The sequence below is a fragment of the Fulvivirga sp. genome (assembly GCF_040218215.1).
Classification (GTDB): domain Bacteria; phylum Bacteroidota; class Bacteroidia; order Cytophagales; family Cyclobacteriaceae; genus Fulvivirga.
Map to the genome: position 1 here is coordinate 118,507 of NZ_JAVJQL010000012.1, position 18,450 is coordinate 136,956.

The 18,450-nt window shown below is 38.6% G+C and carries 14 protein-coding genes; 8 read left to right on the forward strand and 6 right to left on the reverse strand.

All coding sequences use genetic code 11. The annotated features are described in order from the left end of the window. Window positions 1–23 precede the first annotated feature (23 nt). Entirely contained in the window at window positions 24–479 is a 456-nt protein-coding gene (locus RIB54_RS06675) for a DUF7832 domain-containing protein (RefSeq protein ID WP_350068379.1), read from the forward strand. 21 nt (window positions 480–500) lie between these two features. Here RIB54_RS06675 and RIB54_RS06680 read toward each other — a convergent pair whose 3' ends face one another. Further along, window positions 501–2,312, reverse strand: a complete 1,812-nt coding sequence (locus RIB54_RS06680; RefSeq protein WP_350099931.1) for a hypothetical protein — start codon at window positions 2,310–2,312, stop codon at window positions 501–503. 42 nt (window positions 2,313–2,354) lie between these two features. After that, window positions 2,355–4,601 carry a Tex family protein gene (locus tag RIB54_RS06685; protein ID WP_350099933.1) on the reverse strand — a complete coding sequence of 749 codons (2,247 nt, stop codon included), beginning with the start codon at window positions 4,599–4,601 and terminating at the stop codon, window positions 2,355–2,357. Window positions 4,602–4,770: 169 nt separating this feature from the next. On the opposite strand from RIB54_RS06685, the gene RIB54_RS06690 reads away from it, so the two are divergent. Next, window positions 4,771–5,379 carry a TlpA family protein disulfide reductase gene (locus tag RIB54_RS06690; RefSeq protein ID WP_350099935.1) on the forward strand — a complete coding sequence of 203 codons (609 nt, stop codon included), beginning with the start codon at window positions 4,771–4,773 and terminating at the stop codon, window positions 5,377–5,379. Here the strand turns inward: RIB54_RS06690 and RIB54_RS06695 are convergent. Further along, the gene (locus RIB54_RS06695) at window positions 5,366–6,058 is read right to left on the reverse strand and encodes an SIR2 family NAD-dependent protein deacylase (RefSeq protein WP_350099937.1); all 693 of its coding nucleotides are present in this window, start codon (window positions 6,056–6,058) and stop codon (window positions 5,366–5,368) included. The two genes, RIB54_RS06690 and RIB54_RS06695, sit on opposite strands and share 14 nt — an antisense overlap. Before the next feature lie 72 nt (window positions 6,059–6,130). On the opposite strand from RIB54_RS06695, the gene RIB54_RS06700 reads away from it, so the two are divergent. Further along, window positions 6,131–6,769, forward strand: a complete 639-nt coding sequence (locus RIB54_RS06700) for a redoxin domain-containing protein (RefSeq protein WP_350099939.1) — start codon at window positions 6,131–6,133, stop codon at window positions 6,767–6,769. 140 nt (window positions 6,770–6,909) lie between these two features. Here the strand turns inward: RIB54_RS06700 and topA are convergent, their stop codons facing one another. Next, window positions 6,910–9,228, reverse strand: a complete 2,319-nt coding sequence (gene topA, locus RIB54_RS06705; RefSeq protein WP_350099941.1) for a type I DNA topoisomerase — start codon at window positions 9,226–9,228, stop codon at window positions 6,910–6,912. A 144-nt stretch (window positions 9,229–9,372) separates the two neighbouring features. On the opposite strand from topA, the gene RIB54_RS06710 reads away from it, so the two are divergent. Continuing rightward, window positions 9,373–9,873 (forward strand): SixA phosphatase family protein, encoded by a 501-nt coding sequence (locus tag RIB54_RS06710; RefSeq protein WP_350068395.1) that lies wholly within the window; start codon window positions 9,373–9,375, stop codon window positions 9,871–9,873. Window position 9,874: 1 nt separating this feature from the next. Here RIB54_RS06710 and RIB54_RS06715 read toward each other — a convergent pair whose 3' ends face one another. Next, a complete protein-coding gene (locus RIB54_RS06715; protein ID WP_350068397.1) occupies window positions 9,875–10,234 on the reverse strand; it encodes a hypothetical protein in 360 nt (119 codons plus the stop codon). A gap of 125 nt (window positions 10,235–10,359) precedes the next feature. Here RIB54_RS06715 and RIB54_RS06720 point away from each other — a divergent pair, with 125 nt between their 5' ends. Beyond that, window positions 10,360–11,427 carry an agmatinase family protein gene (locus RIB54_RS06720; protein WP_350068413.1) on the forward strand — a complete coding sequence of 356 codons (1,068 nt, stop codon included), beginning with the start codon at window positions 10,360–10,362 and terminating at the stop codon, window positions 11,425–11,427. Here the strand turns inward: RIB54_RS06720 and RIB54_RS06725 are convergent. Next, window positions 11,417–13,381, reverse strand: a complete 1,965-nt coding sequence (locus tag RIB54_RS06725) for a tetratricopeptide repeat protein (protein ID WP_350068399.1) — start codon at window positions 13,379–13,381, stop codon at window positions 11,417–11,419. The genes RIB54_RS06720 and RIB54_RS06725 overlap by 11 nt on opposite strands. Window positions 13,382–13,497: 116 nt before the next feature. Between RIB54_RS06725 and RIB54_RS06730 the strand changes: the two genes are divergently transcribed. The 3 genes from RIB54_RS06730 to RIB54_RS06740 all read left to right on the forward strand — a co-directional run bounded on the left by RIB54_RS06730 (window position 13,498) and on the right by RIB54_RS06740 (window position 18,449). Beyond that, window positions 13,498–14,886 (forward strand): alanine/glycine:cation symporter family protein, encoded by a 1,389-nt coding sequence (locus tag RIB54_RS06730; RefSeq protein ID WP_350099943.1) that lies wholly within the window; start codon window positions 13,498–13,500, stop codon window positions 14,884–14,886. Window positions 14,887–14,956: 70 nt separating this feature from the next. After that, window positions 14,957–15,946, forward strand: coding sequence for a hypothetical protein (locus RIB54_RS06735; RefSeq protein ID WP_350099946.1), 990 nt, complete (start codon window positions 14,957–14,959; stop codon window positions 15,944–15,946). Beyond that, entirely contained in the window at window positions 15,930–18,449 is a 2,520-nt protein-coding gene (locus RIB54_RS06740) for a CHAT domain-containing protein (protein ID WP_350099949.1), read from the forward strand. The genes RIB54_RS06735 and RIB54_RS06740 overlap by 17 nt, the downstream gene beginning before the upstream one ends. The last annotated feature ends 1 nt before the right edge of the window (window position 18,450 follow it).

Here is an 18,450-nt window from a genome sequence, read left to right on the forward strand (position 1 = left end):
TCAATTCTATAAATGGTGATGCTATGAGTGAAAAGAAAACTGAGATTCAAAAAACTATCTACGATAATGCTAAAAGTCATTTCTTAGGTAATTTCCCCGATTCCCTGCCTATTGAACAGGCGTATGTACATATTGGAATGTACCTGGGTTGGGTTATCGATAATGATTTATATTCTGAATATTTTGAAGAAGAAGCAGATATGCAAATCTTCAGGTTTAAGAGAAGGGAAATTTCCTGCACTATTTTAAGTGAGATTTGGGATGGTTATCTTGGATTTGAGCTATTCAACAAAAGTGGCAACATGTTCACCTACTATTACTATGGTGGTGGTTTGTACAGAAATGATTACGATGAGGTGCTAGTTAAAAAGCTGCCATCTATCTATCATGTTAAAGACTCATGGGATCATTATGAAGCTATTAAGAGAAGGATTGACGTGCGCTATCACGACTGGCAGAAACTAGTGGGAAAACAATAAGCCTTGTCACCAAGGCTTTTTTTATTTCACCACCCCTTTCTTATCAAGAACTAGTCTATCAGGAATCTCAGCGTCTCCTAAATAGTTCTCCATGTCATACTCGATGATAATATCTCCGGTATTGTCGTTTATCAACAATCCCAAAGGTGTGGTGTCTAGTTTAAGATCTTTTTCCCAAGCCAAGCCATCAGAGGTGTAAATCTTGCAAATGCTTGCTGCGTATTGCTCTTGCTCAGGAATTTGAATATAGAACATTACATAATAAAAATGCCCTTCTTCATCTGCAGCCAGCATAGTATTAATAAGATCAAGGTTCTGTTTTTTAAAGTGTTCATTATCCACTTTAAACTCAACTTTCATTTCCTGCGTTTTAGAATCAGTTATTAAAGCAAAATAACCTGCGGCAGGTTTCCGGCCAGAAAAATACAACCCAGCAGTTAACTCCTCATTAATAACCAAAGGTGCATATTTAGACAGCCCTATATTAACACCTTCAAATATTGGAATCGAGTCAGTTTTCCCAATTAACCATTTAGATCGTTCCTTAAGTTTAGACAACAGGTCTTCACTCCTTTTCTTTTCACTGATAGTTAAATCATAGCTCGATTTTAAATGTTGCTGTAGTCCTTCAAGATTCTTATACTGAGAGTTTATGAAACGCTCATAGTTCTTACTATCCTCCAAAAGGTTTCTTCCTATCAATATATTTATTAAGCTGTCCTGTTCGTTCAGATATTTATAGTCGGCATAAGCTACATTCAATTGATAATTGATGCTACTGCTGTCTCTAAAATAAAGATGCTCCATTAAATTGGACTTTCTTTTGATGTCTGCAATTTTATATTTAAACAAATGCTCTGGCATAGGGTCATCATCAAACTCTCTAAGTTTAGACAACACACCATCCATTGGCTTAATCCTATTGGTCATAGCCATGGAATCAGTCATTATGCGCTCTTCCAATGCATTAAGCGCCTGGTCATACTCAATCAACTCAGTTCTTAAAGGCACAATTACTTCTTTCACACCTTGTTTAAAGGAATCAACCCATTTTTCAAAGTCCCAGAAGTCAACATTATCTGCTGTAATATCTGCTACCGACTCACCGTCCTTCTTATAATCAACAATATCAGCCATATGCCTGGCTGGTGCATAACCGGGCTTATCAATCTTCTTTAAAGTAGCCTCATAGTACTCAAAATTCTTCTGAGCCATATTTGCATTAACTTTGAGCTGCTCTATTCTGTCAAGAAGGGCATCATTAGACTGAAGATAAAGCATGGTCTCGCTTGGGTAGTCAGCTTTGATTTCCTTAAAATCACCCACTACCTGCTGGTAAGTGGTTTTGGTTTTAGTGTAATAAATTTGAAGCTCTTGCACTTTTGACTTTTTGTCCTCAAGAGCCTTTGATCTATTTTCTATATCAAACTGAACATCGGCAAGTTTAACCCCAAACTTACCAGTGCGGATATCACGTCTTTGGAAGGCCTGATAATACTCCTCATTCTTTTTGGTTACCTCTTTCTCGTCAATATATTTTAACGATTGGTTATAGTAATATAAAGCTGAATCAACGTACATTACCAGTTTCTCTGCTTCGAAAAGCACATCTGTTGCTGCTACCTGCCTTTCATACAAATAAGCCATTTGTAAGTTTGCATTAGCTTCCTCTGCATTCTTAGGATCTTTGATATAAGTTTTAAGGAGCGGGTCTGAGTCTTTATAATTACCTGTCTCAATCAAGTAAAACAGATCTTTATATTTAATCTTTTGCGCCTCAACAATGGTATTGAGCAACAGAATTAATAAAAAAGAGCCTAGTAATTTTTTCATAATAAAGCCAAGTTCAATACCAATTTATAAAATTATGTTGGTTTATCCATTGAACATGCCCTTAAGCTGGTTCAATTTATGTTGCAAATCACCCTCTGAAGCCTTTTCTTCCGTTCTTTGTGGCTTGGGTTGTGACTTTTTAGCTGGAGCCTTTCCAAACGGATCACTTTTCATAGAAAGTGCAATACGCTTTCTATTGATATCTACTTCGGTAACTGTTACTGTCACTTTTTGCTGAACCGCAACAACATCAGCTGGGTTTTTAACGAATGAATCAGAGATATGACTGATATGAACCAGCCCATCCTGATGTACACCGATATCAACAAACGCTCCAAAGTTGGTCACGTTAGTAACAAGCCCTGGCAGAACCATACCAACTTTTAGGTCATTCATTTCATTAACACCCTCCTGAAAGTTAAATACTTCAAAACTTTCCCTTGGATCTCTTCCAGGTCTTGCAAGTTCATTAACAATATCTGTTAAAGTTGGCAGGCCTACTTTATCGGTAATATAATTTTTAAGGTTAATCTTATTTCTTAACTCAGCGTTGCTCATTAAATCATTTACTGTGCAACCAAGGTCTTTGGCCATATTCTCCACAATGCCATAACTCTCGGGGTGTACGGCAGACTTGTCCAATGGATTCTTAGAAGACTGGATTCTAAGGAAACCTGCTGCTTGCTCAAAAGCCTTATCACCCAGCCTTGGTACTTTGGTCAATGAGCTTCTATCTTTAAACGGGCCATTTTCATTTCTGAAGGCAACGATGCTTTTAGCCAACTGCGGCCCCAGACCGGACACGTAAGAAAGCAACTCCTTGCTAGCGGTATTGAGCTCTACTCCTACAGAGTTCACACAACTCATTACTACGTCATCTAACCCATGCTTAAGGGCATTTTGATCTACATCATGCTGATATTGCCCCACACCAATAGATTTGGCATCCAGTTTTACCAATTCAGCCAATGGATCCATAAGCCTTCTACCAATAGAAACAGCGCCTCTTACAGTAACGTCATGGTCTGGAAACTCTTCCCTTGCTACTTCCGAAGCAGAATAGATTGATGCGCCACTTTCATTCACCATGAGAACAAGTATTGATTTTGGCAACCCAAGGTCTTTAACGAATTTTTCCGTTTCACGGCTGGCAGTTCCATTACCAATGGCAATCGCCTCCACCTCATATTTTTCACACAAGTGTTTTACAATTGCGCCTGACTCAGCAATTCGCTTTTGTGGCTCATTAGGATAAATAGCATCATTGTGCAGTAGCTTTCCTTGCTTATTTAATACTACCACTTTGCAGCCTGTTCTGAAACCCGGATCCAGTGCCAAGACATTCTTCTGTCCTAATGGTGCTGCCAAAAGTAACTTCCTTAGATTTTCAGCAAAAACATTAATTGCATCTTCATCGGCTTTGAGCTTAGTTGCCACACGCATCTCTGTCTCCATAGATGGTTTCAATAATCTCTTGTAGCTATCTGCTATAGCCATTTTAACCTGCTGAGCTGCCTCAGTTTCTTTCGTAATAAATATATTCTCCAGCAAAGCCACTGCCTCTCCTTCGGGCGGAGCAACATCAAGGGCAAGGATCATTTCCTTCTCCCCTCTTCTAAGTGCTAAAAGCCTATGTGATGGTATTTTTGATAAAGGTTCTTCCCACTCGAAGTAATCTTTAAACTTTTGGCCTTCTTCCTCTTTACCTTTTATGAGCTTGGAACTGATGATAGCTTCTTTCTCATAATAAGCCCGCATCTTTTTCCTTGCTTCCTGATTTTCATTCACCCATTCTGCAACGATATCCCTTGCCCCTTGTAAAGCATCATCAACTGAATTAACCCCTAATTCTTCATTAATAAATTCAGAGGCCACCAGTTCAATATCCAGTGACTCCAAATCAAATATTCGCTTAGCCAATGGCTCTAATCCTTTTTCTTTAGCAACACTTGCTTTGGTTTTACGCTTTGGTTTATAAGGCAAATAAATATCTTCCAACTCTGCTAGTGTGCTCGCTTTATTGATTTCTGCTTCGAGCTCCGGAGTCAGTTTCTCCTGCTTTTCAATCGACTTTAGAATCGCTTCCCTTCTTTTTTCCAATTCCCTTAACTGCTCAATTCTATCTCTAATAGTAGCAATCTGCACTTCATCAAGACTTCCCGTTACTTCCTTTCTATACCTTGAGATAAACGGAACTGTTGCTCCCTCATCTAATAGGCTAACCACCGCTGACACCTGTTTAAAGCTAATATTTAGCTCCCCTGCTACTTTTTGAGAATTATCGATCATATATAATTGAATAAAATATTGAGGAGACAAAAGTATAAAATAATGGATTAGACCATTGAAGTTAGGCTATTAGTTTTTCCACAATTTCAACTTAAAATTTAAGTAGCTTGGAACTTTATGCCTCAATAAATTACTTTGGTATTAAATGTGCTTACCTAAGTTTTAAAAAATGACAAAAGCAATGAAAAAGGAAATCAGGTTTTGGGTAATCATCACGACAATATTTTTGTCTTTATACCTTTCCGGGTTGCACACCGAAGTGGCTGGCTTTGCACAGAGGATTATTTTAAGCACAGGGCTGATAGCTCCAGAAGCTGAGGCTAATTACATTGATAATAATGAAGATGACTATGATTTTAAATTAAAAAACATAGATGGAACATTTATCTCATTTAATGATCTAAAAGGCAAAGTTGTTTTCATGAATATATGGGCGACCTGGTGTGCTCCATGCATTGCAGAAATGCCTAACATCCAAAAACTGTATGAAAAAATGGATAGCTCTCAAGTGGCTTTTGTCATGCTATCTACAGATCAGTCAGAAGAAAAAGTAACTAAATTTATAAATAGGAAAGGATTTACTTTCCCAGTGTACTTGGCAGCAAGCAATGTTCCTTCAGAATTCAGGGTACCGTCAATACCGACTACTTTTGTATTTTCAAAAGAAGGTAAAATTGTAAGTAAAAACGTGGGGATGGCGAATTATGACAAGAAATCCTTCATCAAATTCCTCAATGAGTTGATCGAAGGAGATACAATTGAGGCTAGTGATAAGTAGCCCTAAGTTCCTTTGCTATTTTTAGCAACCCAACTGTAGCCTTTTCCTGAACAAGCTTTAAGTTGTGCCTATCGCGCACATAAGGCATATTTGGATCCACAACATAGACAGTACTGCGGTAGGGGACATAATCGATTAAACTGGCAGCTGGGTAAACGGCTAAAGAAGTACCTATCACTATAAATATATCAGCCCGCTCACTGATTTTAGCAGCCACCTCTATCATAGGTACCATTTCCCCAAACCACACAATATTAGGCCTCAATTGAGAGCCTTTATCACATTTGTCTCCTATACATATTGACTTATCACCTATATCATAAATGAGACTTTCATCAACCGTACTTCGAACCTCTGAAAGCTTGCCATGCAAATGAACAACTTTAGATGATCCTGCCCTTTCATGAAGGTCATCTACATTTTGTGTAATAACAGTGACCTCAAAATCATCTTCTAATTCAGCAAGTACCTTATGGGCTATATTGGGTTGAGCTTCGGCTGCGGCTTTTCTTCTTTGGTTGTAAAAGTCCAGTACCAACTCGGTGTTATTGTACCAGCCCTCGGGAGATGCTACTGCCATAACATCATGCCCTTCCCATAGGCCTCCAGCATCCCTGAAAGTAGCAATACCACTTTCAGCACTTACCCCCGCACCAGAGAGAACAACCAGTTTTAGCATAATAATTATTCAATTCTAAAATCCAAAAACATCAAATGCTTCGTATCTATTAAAATTAAAATTTTATAACAAATGAACACCCCATTAGATAGAATAACTTTAGATGTAAATGTAAAAGCACCCGACTTTAACCTTATCGATGTTTATGACAGACCTGTTTCTTTGGCTCAATTAAAAGGTAAAAAAGTGTTTATAGCTTTTTTCAGGCATGCGGGTTGTCCTTTTTGTAACCTGAGGGTTCATTTCCTTCAAAAGCATCACTTACAGTTAAAAGAAAAAGGACTTGAAATGGTCTTCTTTTTTGAGTCTACTAAAAAAGTGTTGTTAACCAGTTCGTTTCATAAAGAGATTTCGCCTATTCCATTGATCTCTGACGCGGACAAAACATGGTATAATACTTATGGAATTGAAGAATCTGCAGCTAAATCAACTAAGAGCCACCTGACATCATTTATTCAAACCGCTATAAAGGCCAAATTAAATGGATTGCCAATGCATATGATGGCAGAAAAAGAATCAATAAAAACTATTCCGGCTGAGTTTCTTGTTGATGAAAATGGAATAATCAGGAAGATTCATTATGCCAATGGTTTGAATGATAGAATGTCAATAGAACATATTTATGATTTTGCTGAAGGCAAAAGTACTTCTGCAGCAACTGATCGTAAATCTGTTAACGGTTTTATTCCAAAAATTGGTTTTACCGCATAAAAAAAGAAGGTGTCTCAAAAGTATTAAAATCCCGTCTTTGCGAGGAATCGAAGCAATCTCATGACTGGTTGTACCCATTTAATAGAGATTGCTTCACTGCGTTCGCAAAGACTCTTAACTTTTGAGACGCCTTCGGCAATTTATTTTTTCTTAGCATATCTTCCCTTTTTCTCGGGAGCCTTCTCTGCTAATTCCAGGCATTCTTCCAGGGTTAGCGAAGCCGGGTCCTTGTCTTTAGGGATTTTAACGTTCTTTTTCCCTGCCTTTATATAAGGCCCAAATCTTCCATTTAGCACTTGTATATCAGGATTTTCATCAAAAACTTTGATGAACTTATTCTTATCGGCTTCTTCTTTCGCCATGATAAGCTCTATGGCCCTGACTGAATCGATAGTATAAGGATCATCAGTTTTAGGTATTGACACAAACTTACCATCATATTTAACATAAGGGCCAAAACGACCCAGGCCTACCAACATCGGTTTTCCATTATGATCACCAATTTCACGTGGCAGTTTAAACAACTCCAAAGCATCTTCCAATGTAATGCTCTCAATGAATTGACCTTGTCTCAAACTTGCAAATTGTGGTTTAACCCCCTCTTCAGAATCATCTCCAATCTGTACTAAAGGCCCGAATCTTCCTAAACGTGCGATTACTTTCTTCCCTGATTTAGGGTCAACTCCAAGCTCTCTTGAGCTAGGCACATCGGTACGTTCAATATTTTCAGTGGTTTCAACCCTGGCATGAAAATCAGTGTAAAACTCACCAATCATTTTATCCCATTCCTTGAGACCTTGAGCAATCTCATCAAACTTAGCCTCTACTTCAGCCGTAAAGCTGTAGTTGGTAACATTAGGAAAATTATCTACCAAAAAGTCTGTTACCACCATAGCTATATTGGTTGGGAACATTTTGTTCTTTTCTGCTCCTGTGATTTCAGTTTGTATTTTCTCAGAGATGGACTTTTCAGATAAAGTAAGCACTTTATACTCGCGTTCCTTGCCCTCACGCAGTTCCTTTTCAACATAGTTACGCTTCTGAATGGTTGAAATCGTTGGAGCGTAAGTTGACGGTCGGCCAATGCCCATTTCTTCAAGCTTCTTTACCAAACTAGCTTCCGTGTATCTTGCTGGTGGCCTTGTAAAACCTTGTTTTGCATTCATGAAGTCAAGCTTCAACTCTTGACCAATTGTCAATGCAGGCAGCATACCTTTCTGTTCCTCTGCTTCATCCTCCTCATCAGTAGACTCTAAATATACAGAAAGAAAGCCTTCAAATTTCACCACTTCTCCAGAAGCAGTTAAAGTGTCTGGCAAAGTGGAAATAGCAATAGTTGCCGTTGTTTTTTCTATTTGTGCATCAGCCATTTGCGAGGCAATGGCTCTTTTCCAAATAAGATCATATAATCTCAGGCCATTTCTATCAGTAGATGGCTGCGTATTGGCAAAATTTGTTGGTCTTATGGCTTCGTGAGCCTCTTGTGCAGAATTAGACTTAGTTTTGAAATGTCTGACATTCACAAAATTATCGCCAAATTCCTTTTTGATTTCTGATACTGCACCATTGATAGCCTCCTCAGATAAGTTAACGGAGTCTGTTCTCATATATGATATTATACCAGCCTCATATAGCTTTTGGGCTACACTCATGGTCTGAGAAACAGAAAAACCTAGTTTTCTGCTGGCCTCCTGCTGCAAGGTAGACGTTGTAAATGGTGGTGCAGGTGTTTTCTTAGACGGCTTCTTCTGTAAATCTTTGATTGAAAAGTCAGCGTCTACACAAGCTTTAAGAAACTCCATAGCTTCTTCTTCAGTATCAAACCGTTTTGACAGCTCTGACTGAAGTTGCTTTTTATTACCTAAATCAAAAGTGGCACTAATCTTATAAAAGGACTTAGCCTTAAATTTCTCTACTTCACGCTCTCTTTCAACCACTAACCTTACGGCTACCGACTGCACTCTTCCTGCTGAAAGCCCAGTTTTTATTTTCTTCCAAAGAATTGGAGATAATTCAAAACCAACGAGTCTATCCAATACCCTTCTTGCCTGCTGAGCATTGACCAGATCAATGTCAATGCCACGGGGTGTTAGGATAGCATTTTGAATAGCATTTTTGGTAATCTCTCTAAATACAATTCTTCTGGTATTGGTATCGTTAAGTGATAATGCCTCCTTTAAATGCCATGAAATGGCTTCTCCTTCGCGGTCATCATCACTTGCCAGGTAAACCATCTCAGATTCCTTAACCAATTTTTTCAGTTCTTTTATAACTGCCTTCTTATCGGCAGTGACTTCATAGGTAGGTTTAAAACCATTACCTTTATCAATTGCCTTATCTCCTTTTGGAAGATCGCGTACATGGCCATAGCTGGACGTTACTTTATAATCCTTGCCCAAATACCCCTCTATCGTTTTTGCTTTCGCAGGTGACTCTACTATGACTAAATTCTTTGGCATAAATCGGTTGTTTAGCTATTCGCTCAAAATTTCAAAGATGAACAATATTTTTTAATATAAAATAATATCACCCTATTTAAATAATAAATGGAGTTTTAGTACTTTCAACCATCAGTTGGCCTTAATGTTTAATTTTTAAACCCTATGATCAAAAATTTATACTTGCTCAGACATGCTCGCGCATCTGAAAAAGCTTCAGGCCAACAGGACATTGAAAGAACCCTTAATTCTACAGGTTTGCAAAATGCCACGCGCATGGGCATCAATTTTACGCAAAAGAATTATCAGTTTGATATCATCCTTACCAGCCCGGCAATTAGAGCTTTGGCTACCGCTTCATTAATAGCTGAACAGATAAAGTATGACACCGGGAGAATTCATCAAAATGATGAAATCTATGAAGCATCAATAAGAACACTGCTAAGGGTTGTCAACCAGTTGAAAGAAGAGTGGAACTCAGTATTAATAGTAGGACATAACCCTTCTGTAACTTATTTGAGTGAGTATCTGACCAAGGCGGAAATCGGTGATATGACCACCTGTGGGGTGACACACATTCAGTTCGAAAACTTAAAATGGGAGGAGGTTTCAGAAGCTACCGGCAGTTTGGTAAGTTATGAATACCCAGACCAGCTTAACTTTTAGTTTACTTAGCCGCTTTAACTTCAGCCACTTTCATTTCAATCTTATCCCGGATCTCTTTTGGGCTAAACCCTAAGCGTGAACCTACGAGATTGATGAGCTCTCTTTCAGCATTAGCAAATTCCCCATCGAGCATGGCCAATTCTATCATATCTTTCATCTGCTTGTCTTTGTCCTGCTGGTTTTGAGGTATAAGAAAAACATATTCATCTGCCCTGTCAATCATGACATTGAGCCTGTCAAGCGGAATGCCATTCTCATAAGCTATTTTGGACAAAGCCACCATTTCTACCTCAGCAATTTTACCATCAGCGGCAGCCAGGGATATTAAATTTCTAAAATGTTCGATGTTTACATTAAGCATCTTCAAAAAGATTTAAACGACTATAGACTAAATCGGAAGTTAATAGAATTTTCATTAGTTAGCACTAAAAATAAAAGTAAAGTGTTTCATTTGCCTTTTAATTAAACATCAATATGTCTGATGCCATGACCAAAAAAGAAGAATTAATAGCCTCATTTGATCCTAATGCCCCTAGCGCACCAGGCAGCCTTTACGGATTGCCATTTGACCTTGAAACAGCCGAACTCGTAATTATACCAGTGCCTTGGGAAGTAACGGTTTCCTACAGTGCTGGAACAGCAGATGGCCCCAGTGCAATTTTAGAGGCATCTGCACAAGTAGACTTATTTCTTAAAGACATAAAAGACGCATGGCAGTTGGGCATGTATCTACTCCCTGCTCCGGAAAACCTTATCGAAGAAAATCGGAAATATCGTGACCTGGCATCAAAATACATCTCCTGGTTGGAATCCAATGAAGAAGACTGGGTAACAGATGAACTAAAGATTATCCCAAAAGCCATAGATGAAGTGTCTGAAAAGCTCAATATCTATATTAAATCTCAAGCAGTAAAGCTATCAAACCAAGGAAAAATGGTGGCTCTTTTAGGTGGTGACCATAGCACACCTTTAGGGTTAATTAAAGCCATGTCAGAGCTTCATCCCTCTTTTGGCATACTACAAATTGATGCACATGCTGACCTGAGAGAGTCCTATGAAAACTTCACTTATTCGCATGCTTCTATTATGTACAATGCTTTAAAAATTAGAAATGTAAGCAAATTAGTACAGGTTGGTATTCGCGATTATTGCGAAGAAGAAATGGACTATATCAAAGGTTCGAACGGAAGAGTTAAAACCTTTTTTGATGAGGATATAAAATCGGCAATGTATGAGGGCAAATCATGGAAAGCTATTTGTGATGCGATCATTAAAGAACTACCCGACCTGGTTTATATAAGTTTTGATATTGATGGCCTTGATCCAAAACTTTGTCCTAATACCGGCACCCCGGTACCTGGTGGGTTTGAATTTAATGATGTTGTTTATCTCATGAAGCAGATTGCTAAATCAGGAAAAAGAATAATCTCATTTGACCTTAATGAAGTGTCTCCCGGTGAAGATGAATGGGATGCTAATGTTGGCGCAAGGCTTTTGTACCAAATGGCGGCCATAATGGGTGTATCACAAGGTAAGCTTCAGTTCACACCTTAAATCCCATCACAAGGATATCGTCCGTTTGTTCTCCACCTTTGCGCCAGTCACTAAGGGTAGTTTTTAAGACTTCGTGCTGATCAGCTAATGGTTTTTGATGAATTTTTAGTAGCATCTTTTTAAAGTTGCTAACCATAAACTTCTTACTATCAGGGCCACCAAACTGGTCTGGATATCCATCAGAAAAGATATAAAAAATATCACCCTCTTCAATATCCAACTGGTGTTCTTCAAACTTCAATGGATTTTCCTCCATATCACCTATTGTCCTTTTTGTTCCTTTCACTACATTGATCTCATTATTTCTAATTTGATACAATGGCCTGTTAGCTCCAGAAAAGTATAGTTTACCTTCTTTCCTATCTATGGAGCAAAGGGCCACATCCATACCATGAGTAGATGTTGTTTTATCAGTCTGGTTGATCGAATTTCTTACCTGCTCATCAAGTTTGGATAAAATTAGAGCAGGGCTAGTATCCTGATCCCGATTGATAATTTGCTCTAATGATGAATGACCTATAACTGTCATAAATGCTCCTGCAACACCATGGCCTGTACAGTCAATTGCTGCAACAACGTGTCTATCTTTCAATGCCGAGAACCAAAAGAAATCTCCCGAGACTATATCCTTTGGCTTAAAAAGTACAAAGAAATCGTTCTGATTCCTTTGTGGAACATTAAACTGCAGTAAAGAGTGTTGCACGCTTTTAGCATAGTCAATACTTTCGGTAATGCTGTCGTTTTTCTCCTGAATGATCAGCTTCTGAGCTTCCAATTCTATATTCTGAGCTTCAAGCTGGCGTTTGTTCTTTTTAATGGTTCTTAATTCCTGAAAAATGACGAGGCTAAGTCCAACCACTAAAAACGATACAATAACAACAGAAGTAATAATAATTTTATCATTTTGAATTTGGAGTTGCTGCAGTTCGCTTTCAACTTTCAAAGCCTCTATTTCTGCCTGCTTCTTCTCTATTTCATAGGCACTTTCAAGCTCTGCAATTCTTCTATCGCTCAATTCATTAAAGACTTGCTCTTTGGCATTGTTGTGCAGCTGCAAAAAACTATAGGCCATAAACATATCGCCAGTCGCAAAGTAGGTTTCGGCAAGAGAGCCATATATAATCTCAATCAATCTCTTATTATCAGTTTCCTGTGCCAAGGACAAGGCATCAGTAAAAATCTCAATTGCCTTTTCATTTTGTTTGGTTGACTTATACACCGTTCCAATATTATGCAATGCATTGGCTTGACCGTTTAGGTCATTGCGCAGCTTTTCCAGATCATACGCACTCTCATAAAACGCCATAGCGTTGTCCCATTCGCCTTTTTGGAAGTAGATATTACCAATATTATTAAAGGGCACAAAGGCCTGAGAGTTATCCTCCAACTCTTCATAAATAGTGAGTGATTGCATGTAGTGTTTAAGAGCATAATCATACTCTTCCAGGTCTGTGTACACATTACCTATATTGTTAAGTGTACCGATTATCCGCAGCTTGTGATCTATACTTTCAAACTGTTTTAAAGCCTTGTTGAAATACTCCAAGGCCTTCTCAAATTCAGATTTCAGGGAATATATGGTGCCGATGTTGTTGTATGTGTAAGCCAGTGCATCTTCAAACTTGTTTTCTTCCTGTATTCTTACAGACTTCAAATAGCTGTCAAGTGCATCATCAAGCTTACCTCTATTCTTATTAATAACTCCAATATTGTTGTAACTAGAAGCCATCCCGCTTGGATCATTAATTTCTATGGCTAATTCCAACGCCTGATTGGTATAATCAAGGGCCTTTGCCGGATCGTTGTTTACATATTGCTTGTAGAGTTCGTTAAGAATAATGACTTTGTTCTTTCCTTCTGCATTTTCAAGTTGGTTTTCAAGACTATCGATTGTCGGATTTATGACAGGTTGCTGTATTACTAATAATACAGAAAGAATAAGGGCTAATGACATTTATATTTGAAGTTCTAGTAAACGAAAATGATAAGTTAAGCATTTATGCCAATAATCCTTATCATGCTTTTAAATATTTATATCTTAGCATCCTTTGTTGAATTTTATCATAAACTATGGGTGATTTAATTGTTGATTTTGCGAATTGGATTTGGGGCTATCCGTTGTTAATTCTCTTAATGGGCGGTGGTTCATTCTTTCTACTTTATTCCAAATTATTGCCATTCAAATATTTCGGTCATGCTATTAAAGTGCTCACAGGAAAGTATGACAACGATGAAGAAAAAGGTGAAATCAATCATTACGAAGCACTATCAACGCACCTTGCCTCCACCGTTGGGATGGGAAACATCGCTGGTGTGGCCATAGCCATAGTTACAGGTGGGCCTGGGGCCATCTTCTGGATGTGGGTCAGTGCCTTTGTTGGTATTGCTACCAAGTTTTTTACCTGTACTTTGTCCATTATGTACAGGGGCAAAGATGAACACGGTCAGGTACACGGTGGCCCTATGTACGTAATCAAAGAAGGGTTAGGAAAATCATGGATGCCGCTGGCATATTTTTTCTGTGCTGCAGGACTTGTAGGCTGTCTCCCTATATTTCAGGCCAATCAGCTGACCCAGGTTATCAGAGATGTACTTATAATACCAAATGGCATGGGCGATTCATTTTTTCAATTGTTTGGCCAGTCATTCCGCTATACTGATTTATACACAGGGTTAGTGCTAACAGTACTTGTAGGCATTGTAATATTTGGAGGGCTAAAAAGAATCGCCAATGTGGCCAGTAAAATGGTGCCTTTGATGATCGTTATTTATTTCCTTGCTGTAATCACCATCTTATTAATGAACATTAGTGAAGTGCCGGCTATGTTAGGGCTTATTATCAGCGATGCATTTTCAGGAAATGCTGTTGCTGGTGGTGCTTTGGGTTCCGTTATTATAACTGGGGCCAGAAGAGCCGCATTTTCTAATGAAGCAGGGATAGGTACTGCCCCTATTGCCCATGGTGCAGCAAAAACTGATGAGCCTGTGCGTGAAGGTTTGGTAGCTATGCTAGGACCTGCCATTGACACTCTGATAGTTTGTACACTGACCGCTTTGGCCATACTTATAACAAACGTATGGCAGACAACAGATTTGGATGGTGTTACCTTAACCTCAAGGGCTTTTGAATCCGCTTTTCCTGGTTTTGGAAACTATATCCTTCTTACCTGTATTTTCTTCTTTGCCTCCTCTTCGCTGTTTAGCTTTTCATGGTATGGCTCAAGGTGCATGGCCTTTATAGTTGGAGAAGACAAAAAATACGTCTATAACTATGTTTATGTAGCCACCATCATATTTGGTTCTGTGGCTTCTCTAAGCACTATTTTTAGTCTTATTGATGGTGCTTTTGCATTGATGGCAATACCAACCATGACCTCTGCTTTAATACTGGCTCCAAAAGTTATAAAGGCCGCAGACGAGTATATAGCCAAGATGAAAAGTAAAAATGTGCTTGATTAACAGAATCTTAGTTCAGCATGCTAGCAGGTTTAGGATATAATTCATTAATTTGAATTAAAATAAGTCCACCATGTTATTAAAGAACATATTTTCAATACTTATACTTTCAGGTGCAGCATTACTGGTTAGTAAAACTGCCAACGGTCAGGGATGTAGTGATGCTGGCTTTTGCACCATGGGTGCAATGAAGCCAAGCCAGATTTATACAAGGACAATTAACTTTAAACTAAGGTCAGCTGAACTCAGCTTTGGGCGTGGAAAAACCACCCTTACTCCGGTTCTAAATGTTGTAACCATGGATTTAACCTTTGGGATCAACGAAAAAACTTCTTTCCAATTTAAATTACCTTATCAAACAGTCAAAGGTAACTTGGGAGAGACATCAGGGCTATCTGATATTTCATATTCCTTTACCAAAAACATGTATTCTACAGAGAGGTTTCATATCAATGCAACTTTAGGAGGAAAAATACCTACTAATAACTCTGATTTGGATAGTGATGTTAAGTCTGAGCATATAACGACAGGGTTACCTGCTGGTACATCAACCGACCTTCCAATGTATTATCAGACCAGCCTGGGAAGCTGGGATATTGTTGCCGGGGCATCGTTTATCAGTCAAAAATGGATGTTCGCCACGGGTATCCAGATGGCACTGACAGAAAATGAAAATGACTTTCGCTATGAGCAATGGGCCAATTATCCGGATGAAAACTACTTGCAAGACAACTTCTTAGCTAACAATTTAAAGAGAGGCACGGACATTATGCTAAGAGTGGAAAGAGCTTTCCATTATTCTAATGTTGATATCAGACTAGGCCTTCTGCCAATATTCAGGATATCTAAAGACGAAATACTTGACCGAACTACCAATGAGCGAGTGAAGGTGGACGGTACAACAGGAATGGCCCTCACGGCTTTGTTAAATGTAGCCTACCATTTCAATACCAACCATAGCCTCAAATTTTTATATGGTAAAAAAATAACAGACAGAGATGTAAATCCAGACGGATTGACAAGAGAAAATGTAGCCTCAATTTCCTATGTTGTTAGATTCTAAAGAGCTTCGTCTAACTGTCCTTGTTCTAATTTTCAGCTTTGTTAATGCCTTAGGACAGAATTGCACCGAACTTTCAGAGCGCTTAAAATCCGGACAACTTCTTGAGATAGAAAAACTGATCTCAGGTAATGAAGACCTTTGCCCTGATGTCATTGGTGAAATTTATTTAAGAAAGGGTCGAAATGATTTGGCTGAAGAATACTTTACTAAGGCGTTAGAAGGTGCCCAGTCCAAAGAAAAAAGAGCCTCCGCACTTAACAATCTTGGCATAGTCTTTTGGAATGGTGGCCATGCAGAAAAGGCCAAAGAATATATACTTGAAGCTTTAGAAATAAGAAAATCTGTTTTTGGTGAAAACCATGAACTCACAGCTGCCTCTTACAATGACCTTGGGCTGGTAATTTCCAATATCGACATTGACAAATCCCTTACTTATTATGAATCAGCTCACAAGATTTACCAGCAGGTTTTAGGCGATAAAAATGAAAAGACTGCCCAGGCATTAATTAACATTGGCATCTCCTATCGCTCATTAGAATTCTTTGGAGATGCTACAAACAACTTCAATGATGCACTTAAGCTATGGAAAGAGTTATACCCGAACGGTCATCCGAATGAAGCTTTCATAATTAACAATATCGGCCAGACCAAGCAAATGATGAATGACCTTGATGGGGCCAAAAAAGAATATGAAAAAGCTTTATTGATCTATATGAAGTTTTATGGAGATAAGCATCCTGAAGTTGCCAACACCATGAACCTTATCGGAAGTGTGTATAACATCAAAGGAGAATTTGATATGGCCTTGTCCTACTACCAAAAGGCTATGATCGCCAATACAACATCCTTCAGCTCAGAAGACCTTGAGTTGAACCCCAAATCAGATGACTATCTCAACGCTAATATCCTGGTAAGTTCTCTTTACTATAAATCTGAGGCTTTTGCTAACCTGCACTACAATAAAACACTCAAATTCAACGACCTGAAGAAGAGTCTTGATGCCCTGTCAGTTTGTGATACATTGATTGATGTAATAAGGCAATTAAGAACAAACGAAGCTGACAAGTTAGCACTGGGGCAAATAGCCTCTACGGTATACGAAACGGGCGTAACATTGTGCAAAGGTATGGGTGATGTGGCTGTGAGAAAAGATGAATATTATGAAAAGGCATTTTTCTTTGCTGAAAAAAGTAAGTCAGCCGTTTTACTTGAGGCAATTTCTGATGCCCAAGCCAAATCATTTGCAGGCATTTCTACAGAAGACCTGTCTAGGGAAAAGGACTTAAAATCTGAGTTGGCGTTTTATGAAAATGCGCTTATTGCTGAACAAAATGAAGATTTAAAAATCACCTATAGATCTACCCTTCTGGCGCTCCGTCAGGAATATTCAGAATTTGTTAAAACACTGGAAACAAAATACCCTGAGTATTATGAATTGAAGTTCAATCAAACACAGCCCAGTGTATCTCAAATACAAGGAAAGTTAAAACCTGATGAAACATTACTAAGTTACTTCCTAACTTCAAACACCAATCGCATCTTTACTTTTGAAATTACTGATAGCAAATTCAAAATTCACAGTGAACCAAAATCAGAAGATTTTAGCAGGTATCTGGCTGGATTTAGAAATGGTATATATTTTAGGGATAAGGCAGTCTATCTAAGTACTGGCAACTTATTGTATGAACAATTAATACCCAAGAGACTTGACAAAAACACCAAGCATCTAATCATTATCCCTTATGGTCAGCTAAGCACTATTCCTTTTGAGGCGCTACTAACAGATGACCCTAAAGATGAAGGCAACTATAGTTCATACCCATTTTTGGTAAGGAATTATGATATTAGTTACTACTATTCTTCCACCCTTTTTCTGATACAGAAAGCTGCGAATGTAGAAGAAAACAGCGCGTTTTTATGTGCTCCGATAGTTTTTAAAGACTTGGCTGACTTACCGGGCACAGCCAGGGAAGTTGAAGGGTTATCTACAGCATTGACTAAAAAAGGCATCACCTCTAAGGCTATACTTTTAGATGATGCTAATGAGTCCTTGATTAAGAATAGTGATTTCAAGCAATATAAATACCTGCATTTTGCTACTCATGGCGTAGTAGATGAAGATAACCCCTCGCAATCGAGAATCTTCCTAAACCCTAAAGATCTGGAAGATGGCAGCTTATTCTCCGGTGAGATTTACAACCTTAACCTAAAATCTGATTTAGTAACCTTGTCTGCTTGTGAAACAGGACTTGGCAAACTGACGCAAGGCGAAGGTGTAATTGGCCTGTCCAGGGCATTGTTGTATGCTGGGGCGAACAATATTATTGTTTCATTATGGAAGGTATCAGATCAGTCTACATCAGACTTGATGATAGATTTCTACTCTCAGAATCAGGATACTGATTATGCGCTCCCGCTTAGAACTGCAAAACTGAACTTGTTAGCAAAAGAGAAGTATGCGGAGCCCTATTATTGGGCTCCTTTCATACTTATTGGCAGATAGT